This window comes from Desulfofundulus thermocisternus DSM 10259, from assembly GCF_000686645.1.
Classification (GTDB): domain Bacteria; phylum Bacillota; class Desulfotomaculia; order Desulfotomaculales; family Desulfovirgulaceae; genus Desulfofundulus; species Desulfofundulus australicus.
In genome coordinates this window covers 130,274-151,161 of record NZ_JMLG01000003.1, presented here as the reverse complement: position 1 = coordinate 151,161, position 20,888 = coordinate 130,274, and the positions used below count along the sequence as shown (strand labels likewise).

Annotated in this window: 18 protein-coding genes; 14 read left to right on the top strand and 4 right to left on the bottom strand. The window is 58.0% G+C overall.

All coding sequences use genetic code 11. The annotated features are described in order from the left end of the window. Window positions 1-190: 190 nt before the first annotated feature. The 3 genes from BR83_RS0104790 (at window position 191) to BR83_RS0104780 (ending at window position 3,138) form a co-directional block, all read left to right on the top strand. Entirely contained in the window at window positions 191-895 is a 705-nt protein-coding gene (locus BR83_RS0104790) for an N-acetylmuramoyl-L-alanine amidase (RefSeq protein ID WP_027356122.1), read from the top strand. A gap of 74 nt (window positions 896-969) precedes the next feature. Then, a complete protein-coding gene (locus BR83_RS0104785; RefSeq protein ID WP_027356121.1) occupies window positions 970-1,821 on the top strand; it encodes an Mrp/NBP35 family ATP-binding protein in 852 nt (283 codons plus the stop codon). Between the two features lie 165 nt (window positions 1,822-1,986). Then, entirely contained in the window at window positions 1,987-3,138 is a 1,152-nt protein-coding gene (locus tag BR83_RS0104780) for a trypsin-like peptidase domain-containing protein (protein WP_242839622.1), read from the top strand. Window positions 3,139-3,155: 17 nt separating this feature from the next. Here BR83_RS0104780 and BR83_RS0104775 read toward each other — a convergent pair whose 3' ends face one another. The 4 genes from BR83_RS0104775 to BR83_RS17740 all read right to left on the bottom strand — a co-directional run bounded on the left by BR83_RS0104775 (window position 3,156) and on the right by BR83_RS17740 (window position 7,781). Beyond that, on the bottom strand, window positions 3,156-4,694 hold the full coding sequence (locus tag BR83_RS0104775) for a class I adenylate-forming enzyme family protein (RefSeq protein ID WP_027356119.1): 1,539 nt from the start codon (window positions 4,692-4,694) through the stop codon (window positions 3,156-3,158). Between the two features lie 207 nt (window positions 4,695-4,901). Then, the gene (locus BR83_RS15080; protein ID WP_051617900.1) at window positions 4,902-6,209 is read right to left on the bottom strand and encodes a polysaccharide deacetylase family protein; all 1,308 of its coding nucleotides are present in this window, start codon (window positions 6,207-6,209) and stop codon (window positions 4,902-4,904) included. 119 nt (window positions 6,210-6,328) lie between these two features. Then, entirely contained in the window at window positions 6,329-7,504 is a 1,176-nt protein-coding gene (locus BR83_RS0104760; protein ID WP_027356117.1) for an MFS transporter, read from the bottom strand. Window positions 7,505-7,646: 142 nt separating this feature from the next. Next, window positions 7,647-7,781: a hypothetical protein gene (locus tag BR83_RS17740; RefSeq protein ID WP_259497669.1), complete on the bottom strand. Its 135-nt coding sequence runs from the start codon at window positions 7,779-7,781 to the stop codon at window positions 7,647-7,649. 172 nt (window positions 7,782-7,953) lie between these two features. Here BR83_RS17740 and BR83_RS0104750 point away from each other — a divergent pair, with 172 nt between their 5' ends. From BR83_RS0104750 to BR83_RS0104700, 11 genes are all read left to right on the top strand, one after another. Then, complete coding sequence (locus BR83_RS0104750) at window positions 7,954-9,183, top strand: D-alanyl-D-alanine carboxypeptidase family protein (RefSeq protein WP_027356116.1); 1,230 nt, start codon at window positions 7,954-7,956, stop codon at window positions 9,181-9,183. Between the two features lie 112 nt (window positions 9,184-9,295). Continuing rightward, entirely contained in the window at window positions 9,296-9,757 is a 462-nt protein-coding gene (locus tag BR83_RS0104745; protein WP_027356115.1) for a Fur family transcriptional regulator, read from the top strand. A 171-nt stretch (window positions 9,758-9,928) separates the two neighbouring features. Further along, window positions 9,929-10,378 (top strand): DUF4912 domain-containing protein, encoded by a 450-nt coding sequence (locus BR83_RS0104740; RefSeq protein WP_027356114.1) that lies wholly within the window; start codon window positions 9,929-9,931, stop codon window positions 10,376-10,378. A 27-nt stretch (window positions 10,379-10,405) separates the two neighbouring features. Continuing rightward, on the top strand, window positions 10,406-13,240 hold the full coding sequence (locus tag BR83_RS15075) for a 1,4-alpha-glucan branching protein domain-containing protein (protein ID WP_051617898.1): 2,835 nt from the start codon (window positions 10,406-10,408) through the stop codon (window positions 13,238-13,240). Window positions 13,241-13,296: 56 nt separating this feature from the next. Next, window positions 13,297-14,214, top strand: coding sequence for a patatin-like phospholipase family protein (locus BR83_RS0104730; protein WP_027356113.1), 918 nt, complete (start codon window positions 13,297-13,299; stop codon window positions 14,212-14,214). 82 nt (window positions 14,215-14,296) lie between these two features. After that, complete coding sequence (locus BR83_RS0104725; protein WP_027356112.1) at window positions 14,297-15,367, top strand: uroporphyrinogen decarboxylase/cobalamine-independent methonine synthase family protein; 1,071 nt, start codon at window positions 14,297-14,299, stop codon at window positions 15,365-15,367. A 2-nt stretch (window positions 15,368-15,369) separates the two neighbouring features. Then, window positions 15,370-16,173, top strand: coding sequence for a histidinol-phosphatase (locus BR83_RS0104720; protein ID WP_027356111.1), 804 nt, complete (start codon window positions 15,370-15,372; stop codon window positions 16,171-16,173). 441 nt (window positions 16,174-16,614) lie between these two features. Further along, complete coding sequence (gene mraZ, locus BR83_RS0104715; RefSeq protein ID WP_027356110.1) at window positions 16,615-17,037, top strand: division/cell wall cluster transcriptional repressor MraZ; 423 nt, start codon at window positions 16,615-16,617, stop codon at window positions 17,035-17,037. Window positions 17,038-17,104: 67 nt separating this feature from the next. Then, on the top strand, window positions 17,105-18,058 hold the full coding sequence (gene rsmH / locus BR83_RS0104710; protein ID WP_027356109.1) for a 16S rRNA (cytosine(1402)-N(4))-methyltransferase RsmH: 954 nt from the start codon (window positions 17,105-17,107) through the stop codon (window positions 18,056-18,058). A gap of 23 nt (window positions 18,059-18,081) precedes the next feature. Next, window positions 18,082-18,579, top strand: a complete 498-nt coding sequence (locus tag BR83_RS16345; protein ID WP_051617896.1) for a cell division protein FtsL — start codon at window positions 18,082-18,084, stop codon at window positions 18,577-18,579. Window positions 18,580-18,626: 47 nt separating this feature from the next. Next, a complete protein-coding gene (locus tag BR83_RS0104700) occupies window positions 18,627-20,810 on the top strand; it encodes a stage V sporulation protein D (RefSeq protein ID WP_027356108.1) in 2,184 nt (727 codons plus the stop codon). Window positions 20,811-20,888 lie beyond the last annotated feature (78 nt).

The following is a 20,888-nucleotide window of genomic DNA, read 5'->3' as shown; positions in this document are numbered from 1 at the left end:
AGGGTGTTAACCATTATAAAATAAATTTAGTCCCCTGGCGTGGCTGCGGGGAGGGATGGGGTGCTGTTAAGGCATCTCCGGTTAATATTCAAAATATACAAATAAAAGGATGACTGCTACCCATCCAGTTCCGGTTCGGGCCACAGTATCAAAGGAGGTGTGCCGCCGGCTTTTGGAGCCGGGCAGTTCTATGTTGATTGTTCTGGATTTCGGACATGGCGGCCGGGACCCCGGGGCGGTTGGTTCCGGCCTGCAGGAGAAGGACGTGGTTTTAACCCTCGGGCTTCAGGTTCTTTCCTTCCTGGAGGAGTACGAGGTCAGGGTTATTCCCACCCGCACCGGCGATGTTTATGTTTCCCTGGAGGAACGGGCCGAACTGGCCAATAAAAACGGGGCCGATTTCTTTTGCTCCCTGCATGTGAACGCCGGCGGCGGGAGCGGCTTCGAAAGTTTTATCCACCCGGATGCCCCGCAGAAAACCCGGATGATAGCGGCTGCACTGCACCGCGAAGTGGCCGCGTTTTATATCCAGCGGGGTTTTCCCGACCGCGGGCTGAAAAGGGCCGATCTGGCCGTGCTGAGGAAAACAAATATGCCCGCTGTGCTCCTGGAAAACTTCTTTATCGACAGTCCCCGCGATGCCGCCTGCCTCGCAGATAAAGCGTGTTTGCGGGAGCTGGCCCGGGCCATTGCGGGGGGGATGGCGCGCGTTCTGGGCCTGAAAAAGCGCAGCAGCGGGGATGCCGCCGGGGAAATTGGGCGCCTGCGGGAACGCGGCCTGATCGTTAGCGACCATGATCCCGATGCTGCCGTAACCTGGGGTGAGCTGGCGGCGGTTTTAAACCGCCTGCTGGACCGCCTGGAAAAGGAAGGTGGAGGGACGACCGGGGGGTAGCTCTGGCCTCCCGGGTGAAAATATGCTAAACTTATGTAGAAAAAAATTCTAAAACGAGGCGGGGGATTGTGGAAATGGACGAAACAAAATGCACAGGTTGTAATGATAAGGATACCGGCCGGTGCAGCACGGGACAGTGTCCCGGATCTTCCTACCTGCCCCAGAACGAGGCCAGCGATATTAAGAATGTCCTTGCCGTGATGAGCGGGAAGGGGGGAGTGGGCAAGTCATCGGTTAGCGCCCTGCTGGCCGTCGCCCTGGCCCGCCGGGGTTATAAAACCGGCATTCTAGATGCTGACATCACCGGTCCCAGCATACCCAAAATCTTCGGGCTGGTGGACCGCCCCGAGCAGTTCAAGAATTATATCCTGCCGGTGAAAACCGCACTGGGTATTCAGGTCATGTCGTTGAACCTGTTCCTGCCTTCGGAGGATGATCCCGTTATCTGGCGGGGTCCCATCCTGGCCAGCGCGGTAAAACAGTTCTGGAGCGACGTGGCCTGGGGTGATCTGGATTACCTGATTGTGGACATGCCCCCCGGCACCGGGGATATTCCCCTCACCGTCATGCAGTCACTGCCTTTAAATGGACTGCTGGCAGTTTCATCCCCCCAGGACCTGGCCATGATGGTGGTGAGCAAGACCATTAAAATGGCCCGGCAGGCCTGTATACCCATCCTGGGACTGGTGGAGAACCTGAGCTATATTTCCTGCCCGCACTGCGGCGAGAAGATCCAGCCCTTCGGTAACGGCAGCGTGAAGGAAGCGGCAAGCAAAACGGGGCTGCCTCTGCTGGCCGTCCTGCCCGTGGATCCCGAGCTGGCAAAGCTGGCCGATGCCGGGCGTATTGAGGATTATGAGGGAGAATCGCTTAAAAAACTGGAGCCGCTGGTTGAGGTGGTCGTCAACAAGAAAACTCCGGCCTGACCGGAGTTTTTCTTTATTTTCCGCCGGTTACCGGCGTAAATTTCGTCCGGGGGATATATCGGGCGAAAATAAGCCGGAAGAAGAAAATTTTATCCCTGAACCCTGTTGTTTTTTGTCTCCCGGATGATTTATCATGATGTTATGATGAAAGGAGCGTGAGCAGGCGTGCTGAACTGGAAACGGTCGCTGGCATTTATTGCTATGGCGGCTTTTGTGGCCGGCATAATGTTTGCCGGTGGTTGCTTGCTGGTTAACGATCTCGCCCCGCAGGATGAAGGAGTACCCCGGGTTAACAACGTGGCCAGCGCCATGCCCGGAGTCGGTCCCGGCACGGTGGCCGACATAGTTTCCAAGGCGGGACCGGCCGTGGTAAAGATTGATACGGTGAAAATCCGCGGCAGCGGGCAGGTGGACCCCTTCCTGGACGATCCCTTTTTCCGGCAGTTTTTTGGCGGGCCTTTTGGTTTTCAATCGCAGCCCCGGGAGGAGCGGGGTATTGGCTCCGGCTTTATAATGTCCCAGGACGGTTATATTCTCACCAACGAACACGTCATTGACGGGGCTCAGAAAATAACCGTTACCATCCAGGGGTTCTCGCAGCCCCTGCCGGCCAGGGTAGTGGGAGCCGATTACGACCTGGACCTGGCCGTGCTGAAGGTTGATGCCGGCAAGTCCCTGCCCACCTTGAAGCTGGGCGATTCCGACAAGGTCCGGGTGGGGGACTGGGTGATCGCCATCGGCAACCCCTTCGGACTGGATCACACGGTTACGGTGGGGGTGATCAGCGCGAAGGGCCGGCCGGTTACGGTTGAAAACAGGCGCTACAAGAATCTCCTGCAGACCGATGCCTCCATTAACCCGGGTAACAGCGGCGGGCCGCTTTTGAACCTCAACGGCGAGGTGGTGGGTATCAACACCGCCGTTGCCCAGGCCCAGGGAATTGGTTTTGCCATCCCCACCAGTACGGTGAAAGAGGTCCTCAACCAGCTGCTCCAGGGCAGTAAGAAGCAGACGCCCTGGCTGGGTGTGCAGATGCAGCCCGTGACGGAAGAAATTGCTGCCTACCTGGGCCTGCCCTCGACCGCAGGGGCGCTGGTGGTTGGGGTTATTCCGGGCAGCCCCGCTGATAATGCAGGGCTGGCGCAGGGGGATGTGATCCTGCGGGTGGACAACCAGGAAGTTAAAAGCCCCGATGATCTGGCCAGGATTGTCCAGAACAGCAAGGTGGGCCAGCGGGTGGTGCTGCAAATTTACCGTAACGGCAGCTCCCGGTATGTGCCTTTAATTCTGGCCGAAAAGCCCAGGCAACTGCGTTAAAAGTAACACCCCTTCCATCAGGAAGGGGTGTTTTCCTGTGCCTGTTCCAGCAGCTTTCTTACTTCTTTCTTTAGGAGTTTTCCCGAGGTTGTTTTGGGCAGGCCTTCCATGAACAGTATTTTGCGGGGGACTTTGTAGGGAGCCAGCCTCTGGGCGCAGAAGGATTTTATTTCCTCGGGGTCGGGCTTCTGCTGTTCCCGGGGCAGGATCATGGCCGCCACCTCTTCTCCCATCACCGGGTCCGGGATGCCCACCACAACGGCGTCGAAGATCTGGGGGTGCTGGTAGAGGACCTCTTCCACCTCCCGCGGGTCGATGTTCAGCCCTCCCCGTATAATCACGTTTTTCTTGCGGCCGACAATGAACACATAGCCGTCTTCATCCATGTAGCCCAGATCTCCCGTGTAAAGCCAGCCGTTGCGGATTGCCTTTTGCGTTTCTTCTTCCTGGTTGAGATAACCCTTCATCACGTTTGGCCCCCGGACCACGATCTCTCCCACCTGACCGGCAGGCAGGGCCCGGCCTTCATAATCTACAATTTTAACCTCCACCCCCGGTATGGGCAGCCCTGCGGAGCCCGGCTTTTTGGTGCCGAACACGGGGTTGCAGGTGACCACGGGCGAGGTTTCGGTAAGGCCGTAGCCCTCCGTAATCTGGAAACCGAATTTTTTCTCGAAGGAGTAAAATACCTGTACCGGGAGGTGGGCTCCGCCGCAGAAGGCAATTTTCCAGGATCCCAGGTCGAAGCTGCCGGACTGTTCTTCCAGCAGGAAGACGTACATGGTGGGGGGACCGAAAAAGAAGGTGATCTTTTCATCCTGGATGGTCTGCAGGACCGTGCGGGCGCCGGGCCATCTTTCATGGATGACCACCGTAGCGCCGGCAACCAGGGAAGCAAGCAGGACACAGGTTTGGGCTGCCGAGTGGTAAACCGGCGCCACCAGCAGCGTTCTCACCCCGGGGCCGAAGCCGCATATCCGGGCGAAGGTAACGGCGTTACTGTAGATATTGCCGTGGGTGAGCATTACTCCCTTCGGCTTACCGGTATTGCCTGAAGTATAAAGTATTTCCGCCACCTCATCCCGGTCAACCGGCCGGGGGAGATCGCCGGCGGGAGAGGATGATAACAAATCGGCAAAGGAGCGGGTATGGGGATATGGCTGCCCGGGGTTGACGACGACAAAGCCCCGGGGAATGGCTAAATTGCCGGTTAACCGGGTGAAGGTGGAAATATTCTCCGCGTTGCAGATAACCAGGGCAGGTGAAGCATCCCGGACGATATAGGTAATCTCGTGGATGGTATAGAGCGGATCAATGGGGACGGCCACGCACTGCAGGCTGAGGACGGCATAAAAAGAGACTACGAATTCGGGACAGTTTTCCAGGGCAATAAGCACTCTTTCACCGGGTGTCAGCCCCAGCTTTTTTAAGCTGCTGGCAAAGCGGTTGACCCACTGGTTGAGGGTGGCATAGGATATACGCTGGCCGTGAAAAACCAGGGCTTCCTGATCGGGGAAAAGCTGGCCTGCTTCGGCCAATCTCAGGGCCAGGTTCATTATGTTTACCTCCTTAAAAATGCAACCCGGTACACAGTTGAAGGAAGCAGTGCCTGGAGATGGCTTGAACCATGCTCGCCCGCTGCTCGATTATTGTTTAAAAATTCTCTTTTGCGCGAGGAAATTCCTGCTGGGGTTTTATTTTATTCTGAAGGCTTTTGCGGAAAGGGGCAGCAACTTTTACCACGGGCCATGTTCAACCAGCGATTATTCCTTCCGGTAGAGGGTGCCGGGGTTATCCCCGGCCGTCTGCAGGTAACGACGGATAAGCTCTTCCCTGCCCATGGCCACGATTTTGGGGGAGAGTTTATCCCTGTGCCGATAATAACGCAGGCGGCCTTCGGGGTGGTAGAGACCTAAAAGCCAGCCCTGGTACCAGGTGGCCAGTTTCTTGAGGAGGGCCGGGGGGTCGCAAATGGTGAAACCGAGGCGCTCCGCACCCCGGTAGAGCATGGTCAGTCCCAGCACCGCCCGGATCTCCTTTCCTTGAGGAGCATTGGAGGCCCAGCGGGCCAGGGCCGGGAGGGAACGTCTCGCTTCTTTTAAGGCCAGCAGGGCAATCCGTTCCGGGCTCTTCCCGGTCCGGGTGATTTCTTTCAGTATTTCGTTGTTCAGGTGGAGTTCGGCGATGGGGTCCCGGGAGCGCACCAGTGTCCCGTCGGAAAGTTTCAGGGAGCTGCCGCGGAATCGTTTCACCCGGAGGCGAAAAAGGGTGGGGCGCCCTTCATAGTAAAGGTCCTCTATACCGGACAACTTTACAATAAAGGAATCTATTCTCTGGCCCAGGCGCTGCCAGAAATTCTCCCGGGGCGCGTAAAGCTCTGCCAGCGGGGTGACGGAAAACCCCCGCTGCCGGAGCCCTTCAATAATTGAGGGCAGGGCGGCCAGCATCTTTTCAGGCGCCCCCGAAGCCGCCCCCGGGGTATCGTCGCTATCGTGAAAAACCAGGATGGAGCCCTCGCGCACCCGGGAGAGAACCTGGCGGGTTATGGATTCGGGGGTGCAGCGCCGCCCCCAGTCCCAGCTCATAAATGACCACAGTACCACCCGCTGGCCGAACAGGTGGCTGTGGAGGAGGGAGAAAAGATTGAACAGGCCCCAGGGGGGCCGGTAAAGGCGCGGTGGCCGGCCGGTTATTTCCGCTATTACCCGGCTGGATTCCCTTACTTCCCTGAACAGGGCCCGCGGTCCCAGAAACCAGGGGAAATGATGGCGAAAACCGTGGCTGGCCACCTCGTGTCCCTCGGCAACCATCCTGGTGATTAACTCCGGGTAGGCCCTGGCCTTGTATCCCAGGACAAAAAAGCAGGCTTTAATGCCGTACTTTTTCAGGATATCCAGAACCCGGGGAGTGTAGGTGGGATCGGGACCGTCGTCGAAGGTAATGGCCACCTTCTTGCCGTTCCGGGGTCCCTGCCAGATAACCCCGATATGGCATAAGCGGGCCAGAACGGTGGGCAAGAGGGCATAGACGCCCACCAGGAAGGTAATGATCTTAAACAGGGATTGGGTCATGGTTTTTTTCTCTCTTGTCCACAGTCCTCCGCTTAAATTTATTCTTATTTGGCAGTTGCTTTTCTCATACCGTTGCCCGAACCGGGATGGCGGCCGTCGTTGTTGCCCCGGAACTCCTGTTATTTGACTATGGATTTTTCCAGCGGATAAAAGATGTAAAAAATAGCAATGGTTATGAGAAGAAATGTGGACAGCAGTATGGGAGCCGAGATACCGGCGTACCTGGCCACCAGGCTGCCCAGGGCCGGGCCAATGGCTGCCCCCAGGCCCTCAACGGTGGCGAAAAGCCCCCATCCCGTGGCCTGCTGATCCGGGGGGATGATCCTGGCCAGCAGGGTGTTCCAGGCGGGCAGGATTATGGCGTAGGAAAAGCCCACCAGGGCCGCCAGGATAAAAGCACTGTGGGGATTGTGGCTGGCGGCGAGCAGGCCCAGGCTGACGGCGCACAACCCGAACCCGGCGGCCAGGAAATTCTTCAGAGCCGTGTACCCCAGCAGCATGCCCATGGGGAGAAATGCTATCAGGGCGGTTCCGCCGCCGGTCAGAAGCAGGAGCCCGTACTGGTTATAACTCAAGCCCAGCTGGTTCTGAACAAAAAGGGGCAGGACGGGCAATAGCAGCCCGGCGCAGAAGGTCTGCAGGAACATCCCCGGAATCAGGATTCCCAGCACTGCCGGGCTGGCCGCCATGCGAGCCAGGGAAAGGATAACGCCCCGCGCGGTTTGTACCCTGCGCCCGACCCCGGCCGGCAGGATGAACAGGGTCAGGATTAAGGAGGCCAGCCACACAAGGATAATGGCGGAAAAGGCTACATTAACCCCCTGGTGCAGGATAAAGTTTACGGTCACCAGGCCGGCGCCGGAACCTCCCAGCCAGGCGGCAAAAACCAGCCCTATGCGCTTATTCCGGCCGGGCAGGTCAACCGGGGCGACCTCGCTCATCACCCCCAGCCAGACCGGGGACATGCCCAGGCCCCAGAGGGCGGAGGCTATCACCAGGACCGGCGGCAGGGGCCACAGCTTCATGGTGAGCAGCGAAAAGAGGCCGGTGAGCAACCCGATCAGCAGCACCGGCCTGCCCAGCCGGTCGAAGTGCCAGCCCGCGGCCGTTTTAAATATGGTTTCGGTAAGGTAATGGGCGGTTACGGCCAGGCCGGCGGCGGTTATGGGCAGCCCCAGGTGCCGGACGGCATAAACCGGTAGAAAGGAAAGAAAAAAGGCTCCTCTGGCATATTCTGTCGCAAAAAGGATCGCCAGCAGCACCCATTCCTGTCGTTTCAAATTAAGGGGCAGCAATGAATCCTTTAACCTCCTGATGCGAGGTTTGTCTACATTATAGCGTAGAACAACAAATACCACAAGAAACCATGATTTTTCACCTGACAGAAAAAGGAAGCGGCCCGCTCCTTCCGGGACGGGCCGACCAGAATGTCTACCCTTATGATTCGCGGGTAAAGGCCAGAAGAATTATTTCCCTGCCCTGACGGCCGGCATTCAATTTTTTTTCCGCTTCCTGCAGCTGGCTGATCTGGACATCGTTTAAAGTGGCCAGCTGTACACCCTGAAGGTCCATATTAATTTAATTCCCTCCTTTCCCGGGTCTATAATTAGTATTTCCCCGGAAAGGGGGATTAGCTTGCAAATTTCTGTTGAAAACAGGCTAAAATTTGAATATAATAAAGTCGCTTGATTTCCGCCAACCCATAATTATCTAAAAGTTGTTCATACTAAAAGAGGAGTAAATTATGCGTCGCTGGTGGTTGATCTTTTTTTGTTGTTTGATGCTTTTACTGGCTGAGGAGGCGCGGGCAGCTTCGCCAGCATCACCACCAACACCGCAGGTTACGGGAAAAGCGGCTGTATTGATGGATGCCCGGAACGGTCAGATTTTATACGAGAAAAATGCCGACCAGCCCATGTACCCGGCCAGTACAACCAAGATTCTTACCGCGATCATCGCCCTGGAGCGTTCCCGCCTGGATGAGGTGGTTACCGTTTCCCGAAAGGCCACCCTGGTGGAAGGTTCTGCCATCGGCCTGCAGGAAGGTGAAAGGGTCACCATGGAGGACCTTCTTTACGCCCTGTTGCTGGCTTCAGCCAATGATGCTGCGGTGGCCATTGCTGAGCATGTTGCCGGGTCGGTTCCTGCTTTTGCGACGCTGATGAACGAAAAGGCCCGCTCCATTGGGGCAAAGGAAAGCAATTTCCGCAATCCCAACGGCCTTCCCGACCCGCAACATTACACCACTGCCCACGACCTGGCCCTGATTGCCAGGTATGCCATGCAGAACCCCACTTTCAGGACCATTGTTTCCACCCGGCTGAAGCAGATTCACCGCCCGGACGCGGATAGAAGCAAGGGACCGCCCCAGGAGCACCTCTGGAATCATAACCGGCTCCTCTCCAGCTACGAGGGAGCCATCGGAATTAAGACCGGTTATACCGTTGAGGCGGGGCAATGCCTGGTAGCTGCCGCCCGGCGCGGCAACCGGGAGCTGATTGCCGTAATTATGAAAAGCCAGGGGGCTGCTGTTTACAGTGATGCCAGGTCCCTGCTCGATTACGGTTTTTCGGCCTTCACGCCTGTGAAAATGGTGGACAGGGGAGAGAAGATATCATCCTATTCCGTGACCGGGGGGGCTGAAAAAGTCGAAGTGGTTGCCGGGAACAGCCTGTTTGTTAATCTCCCCGCCGGCCGGGAGCCGTCCGTTGAACGGCAGGTTGTCATGCACCGGGACCTGAAAGCCCCCATAACCCGGGGCCAGGAGCTGGGGGAACTGGTTATTACCGGGGAAGGTAAAGAGCTGGGGCGGGTGGAGCTGGTAGCGGCCAACGACGTGAAGGTAAGTGCCATCAGGCGCTGGCCTGTCTGGCTCCTGGGGGCCCTTGTCCTGGTGGTATCCCTGCGCTTGAGAAAAATAATGGTGCGCCGGCGCCTGCGGCGGCAGCCGCGCTACCTGCGGTACCTGCGCTAGTGCCCGCCCGGCCAGAATAAAAAAACGGGGGCCTGTAGAACGGGCCCCCATTGACTTTTTTCATTATGTTCATTATACTTACACCAAGGGTTTGGTGGCGGGGTGAGCTAAAATGCAGAAGGTCATCGATGAAGTGGAAGAGAAGCTCCGCGCCGGCGATTCCAGGCTTACGCCGCGCAGGGAACATATCCTGCGCGTGCTTTTGGAAAATAAGGACAAGCATTTGAGCGCGGAAGAAATTTATAACCTGGTCAAGCAAAAAGCTCCTGACGTGGGGCTGGCTACTGTTTACCGTACTCTGGAACTCTTCCTGGATTTCGACATCATTCACAGCATTGACTTCGGAGATGGGCGCAAGCGTTATGAATTTGGTGGGGAACGGGGCGAAGGGCACCACCACCATCACCTGGTCTGCAACGGCTGCGGGAAGATTATCGAGGTTAATGAGGACCTGCTGGAAGATCTGGAGAAGCGGGTTACGGAGGCCTACAACTTCGTTATTACCGACCACGAATTGAAATTCTTCGGTTATTGTAAAGAGTGCGCCGCTAAAAAGGCTGAAGGAGGCAGGTAGGTGTTTTTTTGCCGGGGATTGTGCAATTTAGCACAATATTTTTTTCGGTATGTATGTGAAAAAAGGAACATGTAACCTTCAATTATTAATAAAATTAACTCGAGATGGTTGTAATGGTACAAGCTGGTGAAGTATGATAAATATGATAAAGGGTTGAAGGGGGTTATATCCGTGGAACTGCCGCCCTGTTACAATGAGAACCGGCTGGTGCTGATGGTGCAGGAACCTGCCGTTATCTTCAGTTACTGGGAACTGTCCCGCGAGCAGTGGGAGTCCTTGCGAGGGGAGCAATTTTTGTTTTTGCGGCTTTATATTTCCGCTTCCAGTGGGGAAAGCGCCTCCTGGCGCGAAATATCCCTTCCCCCCTTCACCGATAACTGGTATTTCCGGGACGTGCTTCCCGAACAATCTTATTATGCCGAGATTGGCTATTACGGGCCGGAGGGGGAATTTTACCCCCTGGTTCGCTCCAACCGGGTTACCACGCCCCGTACGCGGAAGGTGGCGGGAGTAGCCCGGTTTTTAAAAGCAGATTCGCCCTTCCAGCTAACCACGGGCGAAGATGGGGAGGGTGTCCCGGAAGAAGGATACAGTTCGGCGGATTTATGGTCAAGAAGTTAATTTGTTGACCGGAAAGGGGAAGCCAAAATGCCTGCTGGTTACCTGGCTCTGGTGCTGCATGCCCACCTGCCCTTTGTAAGGCACCCGGAAGTGCCGGAGCGCCTGGAAGAGCGCTGGTTTTTTGAGGCTGTGACCGAGTGCTACATACCTTTGCTGGAAGTGCTCCATAGCCTGGACCGGGACGGGGTTCCCTTTAACCTGACCATCTCCCTTTCCCCGCCCCTTTTGGCCATGCTGGCCGACCCGCTGCTGCAAAAGCGTTACCTGGACCACCTGGAAGCGATGATCCGGCTGGGGGAAGCGGAGTGCCGGCGTACGGCGGGGGATCATAACTTTTACCCCCTGGCGGCCATGTACCTGGAGAAATTAAACGACGTCCGGCGGGCTTACGTGGATAAATACCGGGGCGATCTGGTCGCTGCTTTCCGGAAATTGTGGGTGACGGGAAAGGTAGAGCTGATTACCACCTGTGCCACCCACGGCTACCTGCCGCTGATGCAGACCAGGGAGGCCAGGAGAGCTCAAATTGGTGTGGGGGTGGACTTTTTTACGCGGTTATTTGGCAGGCCTCCCCGGGGGTTCTGGCTGCCGGAGTGCGGTTATGCCCCCGGCGTGGAGGAGCTGTTAAAAGAGTTCGGTATCAGGTACTTTTTCGTGGAAACCCACGGGCTGTTGAACGGGAACCCCCTTCCCCTCTACGGGGTGTTTGCCCCGGCCAGCTGTAACAATGGAGTGGCTGTTTTTGGCCGGGACCCGGAGAGTTCCCGGCAGGTTTGGGACAGGCATGCGGGTTATCCGGGCGACTACTATTACCGGGAGTTTTACCGGGATATAGGTTTTGATCTGGACCTGGAATACCTGCGCCCTTACCTGCCGGGGGGTGTGATTCGGGTGGACACCGGGTTCAAATACTACCGCATTACCGGCCCGGGTTCCTGCAAAGAACCTTATCTGCCCGATCGGGCCCGGGAACGGGCGGCGGAACATGCCGCGCACTTTCTTTCCCGGCGGCAGCAGCAGGTTCTCCGCCAGGGGGCCGGGATGGGCCGCCCCCCGCTGGTGGTCGCGCCCTATGATGCGGAATTGTTCGGTCACTGGTGGTACGAGGGGCCCCAGTGGATAGATTTCCTCTGCCGTAAAATCTGCTTTGACCAGGATATCATCGAGATGATCACCCCCTCCCGTTACCTGTCCCTGTACCCGGATATGCAGGTGGTCGAACCTTCCCTGAGCAGCTGGGGGGAGGGCGGGTACAGCCGGGTGTGGTTGAATCAGGATAACGACTGGATATACCGCCATCTCCACCGGGCGGAAGCCGTTATGGTCGACCTGGCCGCTCTTTACCCGGAGGCCGGGGGCGTGTTAAAACGGGCCTTAAACCAGGCCGCCCGGGAGCTGCTTCTGGCCCAGAGCAGTGACTGGCCTTTTATTCTCAAAATGGGCACGGCCGTGGAATATGCCCGGGAAAGGCTGGTGGAGCATATTGGCAGGTTTAACTTCCTGGTGCAGCAGCTGGAAAAAGGGCCTATAGATGAAGAAACGCTCCGGGAAATTGAGTACCGGGATAATATATTCCCCCACCTGGATTATCGCATTTTCAGCCGCCACCGTTTTCCCGGGAGGGTGACCGGGGGAAGCGATGCGTCCCTGCGCATCCTGATGCTTTCCTGGGAATATCCGCCGGCCACCGTGGGCGGCCTGGCCCGGCATGTTTGCGACCTCTCCCGGGCCCTGGCCCGGCTGGGGGATGAAGTGCACGTCATTACCGGTCCCGTGGCCGGGGAGGGGACATATTCTCTCCAGCAGGGGGTGCACGTGCACCGGCTCCTGCCCGGGCAGCTCAACGCCGGGGACTTCCTGCGCTGGGTTGAACAGTTCAACGAGGGCGCGGTGGAGCTTACCGGGAGCATAATAGAGAGGTGGGGGAAGCCGCACCTGGTTCATGCCCATGACTGGATGGTGGGTGCGGCCGGTGAGCGCCTGCAGGTGGAGTACCATCTTCCCCTGGTGGCCACCATCCACGCCACGGAATACGGGAGGAACAGGGGTATCCATACGGCGCTGCAGCGCCGCATTCACGAGCAGGAATACCGGCTTGTGCAGGAAGCCGGCCTGGTCATCTGCTGCAGCGAATATATGGCCGAAGAAATAAGCCGGCTGTTTGCCGTGGGCCGGGAAAAGATAAGAGTGCTTCCCAACGGGGTGGATCCGGCCAGCTTGCTTGCCGGCCGGGAGAAGGAGCCGGACTGCCGGGATCTTTACCACCGGGAACCGAATATTGTATTCCTGGGTCGCCTGGTGCCCGAAAAAGGGGTGCAGGTGCTGCTGGAGGCCATGCCCGCCATCCTGAGGCAGGTGAGCAACGCCCGCCTGCTGGTGGCCGGCCGGGGCCCCTACGGCGATTACCTGCAGGCCCGCGTCCGGGAACTGGGGCTCCAGGACCATGTCCGGTTTGTGGGGTTTGTGGATGATCTGGGGCGGAACCGGCTTCTGGAGATGGCCCGGGTGGCGGTGTTTCCCAGCCTTTACGAGCCCTTTGGCATCGTGGCCCTGGAGGCCATGGCGGCCATGGTCCCGGTGGTTATAGCCGATACCGGGGGGCTGGCTGAAATTGTGGAACACGGGGTGGACGGGTACAGGGTGCCGGCTGGCAGGCCGGATATGCTGGCCCATTACATAACCCGGGTACTTCTATATCCCGGCCTGGCTGTGGAAATGTGCCGGCGTGCCCGGCGCAAGGTGCTTACCCTGTATGACTGGCAGTATATTGCCGGGGAAACGCGCCGGGTTTACCGGCAGGCCCTGGACAGCCCGGAACCATCCACAGAGCCGCTGCCGTCTCTGCCGGCCAGAACCATTTAGCTCCGGCTTTAATATGATGGTTAAAAAGTGGCGCAGTTAAAGTGGGGGGTTATGTTATGGGGCGCGGGGTTAAACTGGGCCTGGCCCTGGGCGGCGGTTTCCTGCGGGGTATCGCCCATATTGGCGTTTTGAAAGTGCTGGCCGCGGAGGGGATTGAACCGCAGCTGGTAGCGGGAACCAGCGCCGGCAGTATAGTTGCCGCCCTGTACTGCAGCGGCTGGAGCATCCGGGAGATGGAAAAACTGGCCCTGGAATTAAGTCCCCGGGATATTTATGACGGGGGGTTCATGTTCTTTAATCTGGGAGCCATGGCCGCCAAAGCCTTCTTTGATTTACTTCACCTGCCCGTTCCCATCCCCACTCCCCTGGGGTTGATGCCGGGTTGCAGGCTGGAAAGCTGGGTGGAACACCTGGTGGAGCGAAGAACATTCCGCCAGCTCAGCAGGCTGCTGGCCATTACTTCGGTGGATATTCATACCGGGGACCGCGTTATTTTTGTCAGTGAGGATGTGAGCTACAGCCCTCCACCCGGGGATATTTTTTTTATCTCCGGGGTGCCGGTGGCCCGGGCGGTGCGGGCCAGCTGTTCCGTGCCGGGGCTTTTTGAACCAAAGAAAATTGGCAACCGGCTGCTGGTCGATGGAGGCTTGCGGGAAAACGTACCGGTGGAAGTGCTCCACCTCCTTGGCGCCGATGTGGTGGTGGGGGTGGATCTGGGATACGAAGGTGAATATCACCGGTCTATCAATAACATCTTCCAGTTATTGACCCAGTCGGTGGACATCATTGGCAACGAGGTGACCCGGGTCAAGCTGCAAAATTATGCCCATATTGTCATCCGCCCCCTTTTAGCCGGGGTTTCACCCTGGGACTTCTCACGGAATGCCTACTGCATTGAGCAGGGGGAAAAAGCAGCCCGGGAAGTGCTGCCGGAGCTGAAGCGCATCCTGCGGGAGAAGAAGAGCCGCCGCTAGCCCCTGCCTGCGGGCGGGATAAAAAGATGGACGCCGGGAGCGGGCCGTTATATAATTACGTTGTTAAAAGGAGGGATTGGCTATGACTTTTTCTCCCGGCGGCCTGGCCACCGGTATTGGGAGCCTGCCCTTTACCGACCCGGGACAGGCTCTCCCCCTGATTAAAGAAAATATGCCTGAAATTCCCCACTGGCCCCAGCTCCCCCGCAGGGGCAAGGTGGAAGGTTTTGTTTACCAGTTTTTGCAGCCGCTGGTTCACTTTAATCTCCTGGTAATGGAAGAGGAGCGGGCTGTCTTTGATGATGAGAACCCCAGCTGGCCGGAGAGGCTGGCCGATTTTTATACGGCCTACCTGGCCGTGGAAGAAGGGGATCTCGCCGCCCTGGAGTACTTCGCCCTGCCCCGGCAGGCAGCGGCGGGCTTTTATGCCTTTCTGGAGGAAATGGCGACGGACACGGGGGAGGCCCTCTACCTGAAGGGGCACCTGGCCGGCCCCCTGACCATTGCCTTTCAATTGAAGAACCGCCGGGGCCGGCTGGCCTATTACGAGGAACAGCTGCGGGACCTGGTGGTCAAGACCCTGGCGGCCCATGCGTGCTGGCAGGCCCGGGCCCTGGCCGCCCTCAACCGGACGCCCATCATCTTTGTGGACGAGCCGGCAGTCAGCGTTTACGGCCAGTCCAGTTACATTACCGTCACCCGGGAGATGATCAAGTCCGATCTGAACACCATCTTTCAATTTATCCACCGGGCGGGAGGACTGGCCGGGGTGCATTCCTGCGATGCCATAGACTGGTCCATCCTCTGCGAATGCGACCTGGACATCATCAATCTCGATGCCTACAACTTTGGCTCATCCCTGAAAATTTACGCCCGGGAATTGAGGGGCTTCCTGGAAAAGGGCGGAGTGATTGCGTGGGGTATCGTGCCTACCTCGGAAAAGGCCTTTGAGGAGGACGACGCAAGCCTGCTGGAACTGTGGCAAACCCTTGTCCGGGAACTGGCCGGGCGGGGAATACCCCTGGAACTGCTGCATCGCCAGTCCCTGATCACCCCGGCCTGCGGTACCGGGCTCCTGGAACCGGAACTGGCCGGGCATATCTACCGCCTTACCCGTCGGGTGTCGGAACGGGTCCGCCGGGGGGTGTTTTAACCGTGCTGCCCGACCTGCACCTGCACACCGGCCGCTGCGGGCATGCCGGGGGGACTATGGAGGAGTACGTCGCCGCGGCCCGCCAACGGGGCCTCGGGCACATCGGCTTTGCCGATCATCTGCCCATGTACTGGCTGCCCCCCGCCCGGCGGGACCCGGGACTGGCCATGGCCGAAGAAGAACTGCCCGGGTATATTGAAGCGGTTCAAAGGCTCGGCCGGGAAAATCCCGGTCTGACCATTTCTCTGGGCATAGAGGCGGATTACATACCGGGTTGCGAAAGACAGCTGGAGCAGTTCCTTGCCCGGTATCCCTTTGACTACGTTCTGGGCTCGGTGCATTATCTGGACGGATGGGGTTTCGACAACCCGGAACTGGTGGGTGAATACTCGCGGAGGGATATCGATGAGCTTTACCGCCAGTATTTTCAGCAGGTGCAGCAGGCGGCCCGCGCGGGCCTTTTTGACGTCATCGCCCACCCGGACCTGATTAAAAAGTTCGGCTACCGGGCCCGTATGGACCTGTGGGAGCTTTATGAAGAGACGGCCCGGGTTTTTGCAGAAAGCGGTGTATGCGTGGAAGTGAACACGGCGGGCCTGCGCGCCCCCGCCGGGGAAATTTACCCTTCCCTGGAGTTCCTCAGGCTTTGCCGCCGCTACCATGTTCCGGTATCCACGGGTTCCGACGCGCACCAACCCGCCCAGGTTGCCTTTGGCTGGGAAAGGGCGAGGCAGTGGCTGGAAGCTGCCGGTTACCGTGAGGTGGTGGTCTTTAAAAAGCGGGTGAGGGAAGCGGTTCCCCTTTAGAAATCCCGGGTGCGACTTCTTTTCGTCGAACGTAGCTAGCACGGTTGGTACAGGCTGTTGACAAACTCCCCATGTGCCCTGGTTTTAAAGGAGGAGCGACCTGGAGTGAGCGCTGCCGGGCCAGGCCAAGGCGACGGGATGAGGCGGGGCCGCGGACTGGATGTCCGCGGAGGCCACCTGAACACAGGATGTGTGAATGTGGCCGGTACCCGCCGAAGACCGGAGCCGGGGCCTCTTGGCCCGGCCAGCGATACGACCGGGAGCGATGACTAAAACCAGGGCACATCCCAGAAGCACTTTGTCAACAATCCGGAAGCCAGCACGGCTGGCTTTTTTATTTTTTTTTAATAACTGGCAGGAGTTTTTTTCTTCCTGCAGAATTTAGGGTGGTAAGATGTGGAGTAAAAGGGAAACAAAGTGGATCATAGTGGGGCATCCGGCATGTTTCTGGGAGAATACCGGCATACTATCGATGCCAAGGGACGATTGATTATACCAGCCCGCTTCCGCGAAGGCCTGGGCGAAAAGTTTGTTTTGACCAAGGGTCTGGACGGATGCCTTTTCGCCTACCCCCCTCAAGAATGGGCGGAAATGGAAAATAAAATGCGGTCCCTACCCTTGACCAGGGCCGACGCCCGGGCCTTTGTGCGTTTTTTCTTTGCCGGTGCCTGTGAATGTGAGATAGACAAACAGGGCAGAATACTTATTCCAGGTAATTTGAGGGAATATGCAGGTATTGAGAAAGATGTCGTGATCATCGGTGTTTCCGTCAGGGTGGAGATCTGGTCTGCCGAGCGGTGGGAGGCCTACAATTCCCAGGCTGCCGGTCAGGTGGAAGAAATCGCGGAAAAAATTGTGCTTTAACACGCCGCAGGAAAGGGCGGCGCCATACGGCGCACTTTAAAGGAATTACGTTTCAGGAAGGTTCGGGATGGAAGACAGGAACTTTGTGCATCAACCGGTAATGCTGGAGGAAGTGGTGGCCTGGTTGAACCCGCAGGACGGGGGTACCTACGTGGACTGTACTGTGGGAGGAGGGGGACATGCGGCGGCCATTCTGGAAAAGAGCGGCCCGGGGAGCCGCCTGATCGGGCTGGATCAGGACCCCCTGGCCCTGGAGGCGGCCGCCCGGCGCCTGGCTCCTTACGGGGAGCGGGTGACCCTGGTGAAAGAAAATTTCGTCAATTTGGCCCGGGTTCTGAATGAACTGGGTATTGCTGCCGTAAATGGCGTGCTCTTCGACCTGGGCGTGAGCTCCCCGCAGGTGGATATCCCGGAAAGGGGTTTCAGCTACCACCACGATGGCCCCCTGGACATGCGCATGGATCCATCCTCACCCTGCACTGCCGCCGACCTGATCAATAAACTGCCCGAAGAGGAACTGGCCGGCATCATTGCCCGCTACGGCGAGGAGCGCTGGGCCAGGAGGATCGCCTCTTTTATTGTGCAGAAAAGGCGGCAGGAGCCCGTAACATCCACCCTGCAGCTGGTGGAAATAATTAAAGAAGCAATTCCGGCCAGGTACAGGCGCAGCGGGCCCCACCCGGCCCGGCGTACCTTTCAGGCCCTGAGGATTGCCGTAAACCGGGAACTGGAAGTTCTGCCCGGTGCACTGGACCGGGCGGTGGATCTGCTGGCGCCGGGGGGGCGCATTCTGGTAATCACTTTTCACTCGCTGGAAGACCGGATTGTTAAAAATTTGTTTCGCCGGCGGGCAAATCCCTGCACCTGCCCGCCGGGTTTTCCCCAGTGCACCTGCGGGCAAAAACCGGCTTTGCGGGTGCTTGTTCCCGGGGGCATAACGCCTTCGCCGGAGGAGATAGAAGCAAATCCCCGCTCCCGCAGCGCCCGCCTGCGGGTGGCGGAAAAGTTGCAGGTGTTCTAAATAATACGGGGGGTGAATAAGCTTTGATAGTAGCCAGGGAAAAACCATATTACCACAGCCCGCCCGAAAAAGGATCGATTCCTGCGGGTTACCCCCGGCCACAGGAACGACCCCGGGAATATCTGGCCTTGGCGCTGGTCATCGTACTCGTTTTTGCACTGGGTATTATCATATCCATTTTCTATTCCCGGGTTCTTATCACCGGGTACCAGATAACCCGCCTGCAGGAAGAGCTGAACGAAATGGAAAGGGAAACCAGGAACCTTGCCGAGGAGGTGTCCAGGCTATCCTCCCTGGAAAGGGTGGAGGTCGTGGCCACTACCCGCCTGGGCATGGTGAAGCCGGGCGAAGACCAGGTGTTGCTGGTGAAAGCCACGGGCGACTCCCGGGAGCGCCAGCAGGAATCCAGGCCGGCCAGAAAGCCCGTGTCCGGCGGAGAGGAGAGGTCGCGTAACGCCGGTGAGCACCACTGGATCCTGCAGGCTCTGACCGACCTGGTCATGCACCGCCTCTCCGGGTAGCCCTGGAAAACCTTTTTACGGGTGGGCGCTATCTGGAGGAGAAGGATATGCGTGCCACCAGAATTGTTATTCGCCGCAGGCTGACCTTGCTGTTTCTGCTGGCCGCTGCGGCCTTCGTTGCTTTAACGGGACGGCTGATCTGGATTCAATTTGTGCGGGCGGATGAGCTGCAGCAGAAGGCCCTGGAAGTAAGGATGCGGGATATCCCGGTGGAAGCCAGGCGAGGAGATATTTACGACCGGAACGGCCAGTTGCTGGTGACCAGCGTCAGCACCGAGTCCCTCTACGCCATTCCCTATCTGGTAAAAGACCCCCGGCGAACCGCGGAACAGTTAGCCTCCCTTCTGGATATGAAAGAAGAACACCTGTATCAGATTCTTTCCCGCAAATCGTGTTACGAATGGGTTGCCCGCAAGTTAAAACCCGAAACGGTAGAAAAAATAAAGGAACTTAATCTGCCGGGCCTCTTTTTTGTCGAGGAGAACGTCAGGCATTATGAATATGATTCCCTGGCCGCCCACGTGCTGGGGTTTACGGGTATAGATAACCAGGGACTTACTGGTATTGAAAAGACCTTCGACCGGGAACTGCAGGGAACCCGCGGGCGTATTGTGGTGGAACAGGACGCTACCGGGCGCGAGGTTCCCGGAGCATTGCACAAATATATTCCCCCCCGGCAGGGAAACAGCCTGGTGCTGACCCTGGATCGGACCATCCAGCAGTTTGTGGAGCGGGAGCTGGACCGGGTGGTGGAAAAATACAGCCCCAAGCTGGCCGTGATTATAGTGATGGATCCCCGGACGGGGGAAATACTGGCCATGGGCAACCGCCCCACCTTTGACCTGAAGAACTGGATGACCGCTCCGCAGGGGGTCTGGGACCGTAACCCGGCCATCTGGTACAATTACGAGCCGGGTTCCACTTTCAAGATTATTACCACCTCGGCGGCCATCAGTGAGGGAGTGGTTAAGCCCGATGACCAGTTTTTCGATCCGGGTTACATAAAGGTTGCCGACCGCTATATCCGCTGCTGGGCCGATGGGGGCCACGGCAGCCAGACCTTTGAGCAGGTGGTCATGAATTCCTGCAACCCCGGCTTTGTGGAGGTGGGCCTGCGCCTGGGGAAGGAGAAATTTTACTCGTATATCAAGAAATTTGGATTTGGGGAGGTCACGGGTATCGACCTGCCCGGCGAAGCCTCCGGCATCATGATCCCCCAGGAAAAGGCGACCAACCTCAACCTGGCCACCATGGCCATCGGCCAGTCCATTGCGGTGACGCCCATACAGCTGCTCACGGCCACCTGCGCCGTGGCTAACGGCGGTGTTTTGCTGCGCCCCCACCTGGTTAAGGAAATCCGTGATCCGGAGGGCAATGTGCTCAAAACCTTCCAGCCCGAAGTTGTGCGCTGCGTGCTGGATCAGGACAAAGCACGCCAGGTGGCTGAGCTGCTCCAGGCCGTGGTCATGAAGGGTACCGGCCGCAACGCCTTCATTGACGGCTACCGGGTGGCCGGTAAAACAGGTACGGCCCAGGTGGTGGGGGAAGGGGGCGGCTATGTGAGCGGGAAATATGTGGCCTCCTTCACCGGCTTCGCCCCCGCAGACAACCCGCGGGTGGCTGCCCTGGTGATGGTTGCCGAGCCCCAGGGTGGTATTTATTACGGCAGCCAGGTGGCTGCCCCCGTATTCCGGGAAGTGGTTCGCGACACCCTGCATTACCTGCAGGTGCCTGAAACTCCGGGCCTCGAAAAGCCTAAAGATCCCTTCGTATACTTTGATCAGCCCCCGGTGAAGGTCCGGGTGCCCAATGTGGTGAATTACCCCCTGGAAACGGCTCAAAATATCCTGCGCGAAGCGGGCCTGTCTTTTGTGGTCCAGGGGGAGGGGAGTATTGTTCAGGCCCAAATGCCCAAAGCGGGAGCCGAGGTGTTGAGCGGGACATCGGTGGTGCTGGACCTGCAGCCTCCCGGCGGGAAGTCAAAAGAGGGGCTGGTTACCGTTCCCAACCTCACAGGGCTGACCATTACCCAGGTAGCCACCCTGCTGGCAAGCATGGACCTCCGCCTGGAGGCTGTGGGGGTGGGGGAAGCGGCCAGCCAGAACCCCCGGCCCGGGGAAAGGGTTCGCCGGGGTACTGTGGTAAGGGTGGAATTTAAACCCGGAACCTCATCGCTCCAGGCTCCCCCTGCCATTGCCCGGCCGGTGAGGGAGTTTGTGGAAAGGCCCTGATTAGCTGTAAGTGAACTGGTAATAATACCATAAAAGGGTAAACGAGCTTCTATTGCAAAGTTAGATCAGGGGTGGTAG